The following is a 7,641-nucleotide window of genomic DNA, read 5'->3' as shown; positions in this document are numbered from 1 at the left end:
CCTTATTATTCTATTTTTCGATTTTGAGAAAATAAAACGCTAAAATTGTTGGTTATCAATCAAATTTTTTGAAAGGTTAAATCATGTTCTCTAAAGCGTCTTTGGAAATGCTGGATACGGTTGCCCGTTTAGGCAGTTTCACCGCTGCGGCTGAGGTATTGCATAAAGTCCCCTCAGCCATCAGCTATGGAGTAAGGCAGGTCGAGCAAGATCTAGATGTGGTGCTGTTTCGACGTTTACCAAGGAAAGTCGAGCTAACTCCAGCGGGTGAACTTTTTATGGCCGAGGCGCGCTCTTTGCTGCGTCAAATGGAAGAGGTGAAAGCACAAACGCGGCGAGCGGCTCAAGGATGGAAAAGCACGTTAAAGCTGACCTTAGATAACGTGGTGAAGTTAGAAAAACTCAAACCTTTAGTGGAAGATTTTTATCGCGAGTTTGAATTTGCTGAATTGCAGATCAATATGGAGGTCTTCAATGGTTCTTGGGAAGCCATAGCACAAGGTCGAGCCGACATTGTCGTTGGCGCGACATCTGCGGTTCCCGTTGGGGGAGATTTTGAAGTCAAAGATATGGGCGTATTAGATTGGGCATTTGTAATGTCACCCGCTCATCCTTGCGTTCGACAACAAGTGCTTACTGAAGAGTTTGTGAGTCAATTTCCGGCGATCTGTCTTGATGATACTTCGAATGTGCTGCCAAAACGCCATACTGGCCATTATTCGCAACAGCGCCGATTATTATTGCCCAATTGGTATAGTGCGATTGAATGTTTAAAAAATGGGGTGGGCGTGGGTTACATGCCACGTCATATTGCAACACCCTTAATCAATGATGGTGTGCTGGTGGAGAAGGTCATGCCGGATGATAAACCGCTCAGTCACTGCTGCTTAGTATGGCGCAAAGATGATAATCATAAATTGATCCAGTGGATGGTGGACTATCTTGGGTCGCCTAATCAGCTACATAAAGATTGGTTACAGTCATAAAAAACACCTCGCATTAGCGAGGTGTTTTCATTGATATGTTTAAAATGTGGCGTTTTATGACAAGAAAAACTTATACGATGGGTTGTCTGTCTCGTCTTTGCATTGATAGCCAAGTTCACGTAAATGTGCAGAAAACTGAGCTAAATCGCTTTCATCTAACTCGAAACCACATAAAACGCGTCCGTAGTCAGCGCCGTGGTTACGGTAGTTGAACAAGCTGATATTCCAATGAGTACCGAGTGTGCTTAAGAACTTAAGTAGTGCCCCAGGATACTCTGGGAATTCAAAGCTGTAGAGGCGCTCTTTAAGCGGCTTAGACGGCTTACCACCAATCATGTAGCGCACGTGCAGCTTCGCCATTTCATCATCAGACAAATCAACCACTGGGTAGCCACCATCACGTAAGTCGCGAATGATATGTTCTAGCTCTTCCTGACCGCCTTGCAAACGCACACCGACAAAGATATTTGCCAATGCGTCATCGTTGTAGCGGTAGTTAAACTCTGTCACGGCACGGCCGCCAATGAGATTACAGAACTCAAAGAAAGCACCTTGACGCTCAGGGATGGTGACGGCAAGCAGACCTTCACGTTTTTCACCAAGCTCGCAGCGTTCAGAAACATAACGCAGACCGTGAAAGTTGGTGTTTGCGCCAGACAATACCGTACCTAGGTTTTTGTCTTTCAGCTTGTTCTGTTCAGCAAACTTCTTCAAACCTGCCAGAGCAAGTGCGCCCGAAGGCTCAGCAATGGCGCGAGTGTCTTCAAAGATGTCTTTTACGGCTGCGCAGATTTCATCGCTAGAGACGGCAATATGGCCATCAATGTACTTTTGGCATAGACGGAAAGTCTCTTCGCCAATGCGTTTTACAGCGACGCCATCGGCAAACATGCTGACCTGGTCTAATACTACTGGTTCACCTGCATCCAATGCCGCTTTGAGGCATGAAGAATCTTCTGGCTCGACCGCAATCACTTTGATTTCTGGCATTAGCTGCTTCACGAGTACCGCAACACCGGCAGCCAAACCGCCACCACCGACAGGGACGAAGATGTAATCAAGGTGACCATTTTGCTGCAGCATTTCCATGCCTATGGTGCCTTGACCTGCAATCACCAGTGGGTGATCGAAAGGAGGGACAAATGTGTACCCATGCAGATCAGAAAGGCGTTCCGCTTCCGCTTTTGCCTCATCAAAGTTGCTGCCGTGCAGCACTACATTGCCACCGAAGCCACGTACCGCATCGACTTTGATGTCTGGTGTGGTTTTGGGCATCACGATGGTGGTCTTGATGCCTAGCTTAGTACCAGAGAGCGCCATGCCTTGAGCGTGGTTACCTGCCGATGCTGCAATGACACCAGCGGCTTTTTGTGCTTCAGATAAACTCGCCACCATGTTGTATGCACCGCGCAATTTGAACGAGTGTACGGGTTGGCGATCTTCACGCTTGATCTGCACGTTATTCCCGATACGTGCAGATAAACGAGGCATTTCTTGCAGTGGCGTCACTGTTGCTACTTCATAAACAGGTGCGCGAAGGATTTGGCGCAGATAATCTGCGCCAGTTTGGTTCACTTGTTTTTCGGGTTGAGCTTCCATCATTGCTAGCCCTCTAGCTTCGACTTGTCTCGTACTGCACCCTTGTCAGCACTGGTTGCCATACTCGCGTACGCTTTGAGTGCAAAGGAAACTTCACGTTGGCGGTCAACTGGTTTCCAGCCTAGTTCGTCTTGTTTTGCACGGCGCTCAGCAAGTTCTTGTTCAGACACTTGGAGTGAAATTGAACGGTTTGGAATATCAATTGCGATCATATCGCCTTCTTTTACCAGGCCAATTGCACCGCCGTTTGCTGCTTCAGGAGAGGCGTGACCGATTGACAGACCTGATGTGCCGCCAGAGAAACGGCCGTCAGTCAGAAGTGCACACTCTTTGCCAAGGCCCATCGATTTTAGATAAGTGGTTGGGTAAAGCATTTCTTGCATGCCCGGACCACCTTTAGGGCCTTCGTAACGGATAACAACCACGTCGCCTGCTTTTACTTTGCCACCCAAGATGCCTTCTACGGCGTCTTCTTGGCTTTCGAAAACTACGGCTGGGCCAGTGAATTTATGAATGCTCTCATCCACACCAGCAGTCTTAACGATACAACCATCTAATGCGATGTTGCCTGATAGAACGGCTAGACCACCTTCTTGGCTAAAGGCATGATCGATAGTACGAATACAACCTTCCGCACGGTCGTCATCAAGGCGATCCCAGCGGCAATCTTGTGAGAACGCTTGAGTAGTACGAATACCCGCGGGACCTGCGCGGTAGAACTTAAGTACTTCTTCGTCTTCAGTTTGGATGATGTCGTATTTCGCCAGCTGCTCTTTCATCGAAAGGCCAAGCACGGTGCGCGCATCATTGTGTAGAAGACCTGCACGATCTAACTCACCAAGAATTGCCATGACGCCACCAGCGCGGTGTACGTCTTCCATGTGATATTTCTGGGTAGATGGTGCCACTTTACATAGGTGTGGTACTTGGCGTGATAGGCGATCGATATCTTCCATATCGAAATCCACTTCACCTTCTTGCGCTGCAGCCAACAGGTGCAAAATGGTGTTGGTTGAGCCACCCATTGCAATATCCAGTGCCATCGCATTTTCGAACGCATCAAACGTAGCGATGTTGCGTGGCAGTGCTGATTCGTCATCTTGCTCGTAGTAACGACGAGTCAGTTCAACGATGCGACGACCTGCATTAAGGAACAGCTGTTCACGGTCTGCGTGCGTTGCCAGCATAGAACCGTTACCTGGTTGAGAAAGACCCAGTGCTTCCGTTAGACAGTTCATTGAGTTTGCAGTGAACATGCCTGAACACGATCCACACGTTGGACATGCGCTGCGTTCGATCTGCTCGCTTTGCTCATCAGACACTTTTGGATCCGCGCCTTGGATCATCGCATCTACAAGGTCTAGTTTGATGATCTGATCAGAAAGCTTGGTTTTACCCGCTTCCATTGGACCACCAGAAACAAAGATAACAGGGATGTTAAGACGCATAGATGCCATCAACATTCCTGGAGTGATTTTGTCACAGTTAGAGATACATACCATGGCATCGGCACAGTGCGCGTTGACCATGTATTCTACTGAGTCTGCGATCAGTTCGCGTGAAGGCAGTGAGTACAGCATGCCGCCGTGACCCATTGCGATACCATCATCAACCGCGATGGTGTTGAATTCTTTCGCAATACCGCCAGCTTTTTCGATTTCGCGTGCTACAAGCTGACCCATGTCTTTCAGGTGTACGTGACCCGGAACAAATTGAGTAAACGAGTTTACAACGGCGATGATTGGTTTACCGAAGTCTTCTTCTTTCACACCCGTTGCACGCCACAGTGCTCGTGCACCCGCCATGTTACGACCATGTGTGGTGGTAGCTGATCTATATTTTGGCATTTCCTAATCCTTCTTACTTCTGTTCTGGGTACACATAGTCTAACCAGCCCCACTTATCTTCCGTGGTGCCGTCAAATAGGCCAAAGTAGGCTGCTTGTAGTTCTTTAGTGATAGGGCCGCGCTTACCAGTGCCCACTTCAATCTTGTCGATGGTTGCCACTGGTACAATCTCAGCCGCAGTACCTGTCATGAAGACTTCATCGGCAAGGTAAAGGGCTTCACGAGCAATGTTCGCTTCACGTACTTCGTAGCCTTTATCGCGTGCAATTGTCATGATCGAGTCACGAGTGATGCCCGGTAGAATCGCGCTAGTTGCTGGTGGTGTGGTGATTACGCCATCTTTGATAACGAAGATGTTTTCACCAGCCCCTTCCGATAGGTAACCATCTACGCTTAGCGCAATACCTTCGTCGTAACCGTGACGACGCGCTTCACCACCAACCAGTAGTGAAGATAGGTAGTTACCGCCTGCTTTAGCCGCAGTTGGGATGGTGTTTGGCGCAGCGCGATTCCAGCTTGAAATCATCGCATCGACACCTTTTTCTAGCGCTTCTTCGCCTAAGTAAGAGCCCCAAGGAAATGCTGCAATGATTAGATCCATCTCAGTGCCAACTGGTGGACATACGCCTAAGCCAACATTACCGACAAAACCCAATGGACGAATGTAAGCGCTGTCGAGTTTGTTTTGGCGCAGTGTTTCGCGGGTCGCTTCCATGATTTCTTCTACAGAGAAAGGGATCGGAAAGCGGTAAATCTTGGCAGAATCTTTTAGACGTTGTGCATGCTCACGGTGACGGAAGACAATTGGGCCTTTTGGTGTGTTGTAACAGCGCACGCCTTCAAACACGGATGTACCATAGTGCATTGCGTGAGTCAGAACGTGAACGTTCGCCTCTGCCCATGGAACCATCTCACCATTAAACCAAATGAAATCTGCAGTTTTCGTTGCCATTTGTTGCCTTCCTTATGCACTTACGTGTTGTTGTAAGTTGTGATTTGGCAGTTCATCGTTGCGGATTTTTAGCACCTCAACCTTACGAACGTCCCACAACTTCTCTATTTGATTGATCAAAAACGAGATTGGTCGATCGCTGTCGACGATGATCTCGACGCTGGCTACTTTGCTTTCGTGGTTTTGCGTAGCAGCTACTTGTTTGATCACGAAGCCTCGGTGACGAATCACACGTAGAACGCGCTCCAACAGTACCGGTTTGTCATCGGCTTTGATGTCGAGTAAATATCTGTCCATGCGATTGTCTCCTATGTATTTTCCAACATATCACTGTTTGATGCGCCAGGTGGCACCAATGGCCACACGTTTTCTTCTTCATCAATCAAAACGTGAAGCATGTAAGAAGTTTCACTCGCTAGCATCTCTTTGAGAGCAGGTTCGACTTCTTCTTTCTTGGTGATGGTTTTGCCCGGGATATCGAACGCTTTTGCTAACATCACGAAATCTGGGTTGTCATCAAGAATGGTTTCACTGTGGCGACCGTCAAAGAACAATGACTGCCATTGGCGAACCATGCCAAGACGTTGGTTATTAAGAAGGACAATCTTCACTGGAATCTGACGACGCTTCAGCGTGCCCAATTCCTGAACGTTCATCATAAATGAACCGTCACCTGTAATAAGGATAGACTGATCATCAGGACGTGCGACTGCAGCGCCCATCGCTGCTGGCAAGCCAAAGCCCATGGTGCCAAGGCCAGCAGAAGTGATGAAATTTTGTGGTTCGCGTGGCTGGATATGTTGCGCTGCCCACATCTGGTGCTGACCGACGTCGGTCGAGACAATTGAGCTATCTGGCATCATGTCAGACAGCTGTTTAAGCAATAGCGGTGCGTAGATTAACTCGCCCGGGTGGTCGTAACGCCACTTAAAGCCGCTGCGCAGACTTTCACTGTGATGAACCCACGGTGAGATATCTTGAGTCAGTTCTAGCTGAGGGAGAATGGTGTTGATGTCGCCACGTAATGGTGCGTTGGCGTGGCGCAGTTTATGAATCTCCGCAGCATCAATGTCGATGTGAATCACTTTCGCATTTGGTGCAAACGTATCGAGCTTACCCGTCACACGGTCATCAAAACGCGCGCCAACCACAATCAATAGATCGGCTTCTTGAACCACTAGGTTAGCGGCTTTGGTGCCATGCATACCCAACATACCAAGATAGTGGGGATCATGGCGTTCAATGGTACCGAGGCCTTTTAATGTGCTAACTGCAGGCATTGGGTTTAAGCGAAGAAATTCGCGTACTGCATCGGTTGCTTTCGCAAGTTGCACGCCACCACCAACATACAACACTGGGCGAGTAGATGCTGCCAGCACATCTTGCGCACGTTTGATATCTTCAGCGCTGACATCTTCGATTGCTGGTGCTATGTATGGAGGAAGAAGGTCTGTGGGTGCTTGAGCGAGTTGAACGTCTTTGGCGATATCGACAATGACTGGACCCGGACGACCGGTTTTTGCGACCTCAAAGGCTTCGGCAAGTGTCGGAGCTAGATCTTCAATTTCGGTCACGAGATAGCTGTGCTTAGTACAGGCTAGGGACATTCCGATCACATCCATTTCTTGGAATGCATCGGTACCGATATGAGAGCTAGCAACCTGGCCTGTGATGGCAACTAGAGGTACGGAGTCAAGGAAAGCGTCGGCAAGGCCGGTAACAAGGTTAGTGGCTCCTGGGCCAGAAGTTGCCATGCACACAGCAACGTCTTGAGTGGAACGAGCCATCCCGATAGCTGCCATAGCGGCCCCTTGCTCGTGACGGCATAGGATGTGTTCCACCCCACCGTCATACAAAGCATCATAGATTGGCATGATGGCCCCGCCGGGGTAGCCAAAAACGGTTTCGATGCCTTGCTGTCTTAAAGCGGCTACGACAAGTTGTGCACCAGTCATCGTAAACCTCCTTTGCTACGTTGTGGCTCGTAGCGATTGCCATATTTATTGCACTTCATGTGCACTCCCATTCTTCCCGTTAAACTGTCCGAGGGTTAGACAGATGACAACTTGTAGTTGTAAAAAAACCCCCGGACTTTTCAGTGCGGGGGTTTTTTGTAATTTGTGGTTACCTTTCGCCCACAATACCCCGCGCGGTGCCAATAATGACCACGATAATCAGGGCTAGCAGTGCGTTGATATGAGCGAAAAGGTTCATCTGTCTGTCGTTCTTTTTTCGTTAAAAAATGTTGTGTAATGTT

At 48.7% G+C, this 7,641-nt stretch carries 6 protein-coding genes; 1 reads left to right on the top strand and 5 read right to left on the bottom strand.

The genetic code is table 11. From position 1 onward, the window contains the following. The first annotated feature begins 83 nt into the window (after window positions 1-83). Window positions 84-986, top strand: coding sequence for a DNA-binding transcriptional activator PunR (gene punR / locus R7R78_RS22090; protein ID WP_213872076.1), 903 nt, complete (start codon window positions 84-86; stop codon window positions 984-986). A 54-nt stretch (window positions 987-1,040) separates the two neighbouring features. Here the strand turns inward: punR and ilvA are convergent, their stop codons facing one another. Genes ilvA through ilvG form a run of 5 tightly spaced genes read right to left on the bottom strand, consistent with a single transcriptional unit; the run spans window position 1,041 to window position 7,339 of the window. Beyond that, complete coding sequence (gene ilvA, locus R7R78_RS22085; protein WP_225474245.1) at window positions 1,041-2,588, bottom strand: threonine ammonia-lyase, biosynthetic; 1,548 nt, start codon at window positions 2,586-2,588, stop codon at window positions 1,041-1,043. A gap of 2 nt (window positions 2,589-2,590) precedes the next feature. Then, window positions 2,591-4,432 carry a dihydroxy-acid dehydratase gene (gene ilvD, locus R7R78_RS22080; RefSeq protein WP_005383859.1) on the bottom strand — a complete coding sequence of 614 codons (1,842 nt, stop codon included), beginning with the start codon at window positions 4,430-4,432 and terminating at the stop codon, window positions 2,591-2,593. Between the two features lie 13 nt (window positions 4,433-4,445). Next, complete coding sequence (gene ilvE, locus R7R78_RS22075) at window positions 4,446-5,384, bottom strand: branched-chain-amino-acid transaminase (RefSeq protein ID WP_005378953.1); 939 nt, start codon at window positions 5,382-5,384, stop codon at window positions 4,446-4,448. A gap of 12 nt (window positions 5,385-5,396) precedes the next feature. Then, complete coding sequence (ilvM, locus tag R7R78_RS22070) at window positions 5,397-5,681, bottom strand: acetolactate synthase 2 small subunit (RefSeq protein WP_005378958.1); 285 nt, start codon at window positions 5,679-5,681, stop codon at window positions 5,397-5,399. Window positions 5,682-5,692: 11 nt separating this feature from the next. Next, entirely contained in the window at window positions 5,693-7,339 is a 1,647-nt protein-coding gene (ilvG, locus tag R7R78_RS22065; protein ID WP_005378960.1) for an acetolactate synthase 2 catalytic subunit, read from the bottom strand. Window positions 7,340-7,641 lie beyond the last annotated feature (302 nt).

Source organism: Vibrio sp. 2134-1, assembly GCF_033339495.1.
The sequence above is the reverse complement of the archived record's forward strand: the minus strand, read 5'-3'. Positions and strand labels throughout refer to the sequence as shown.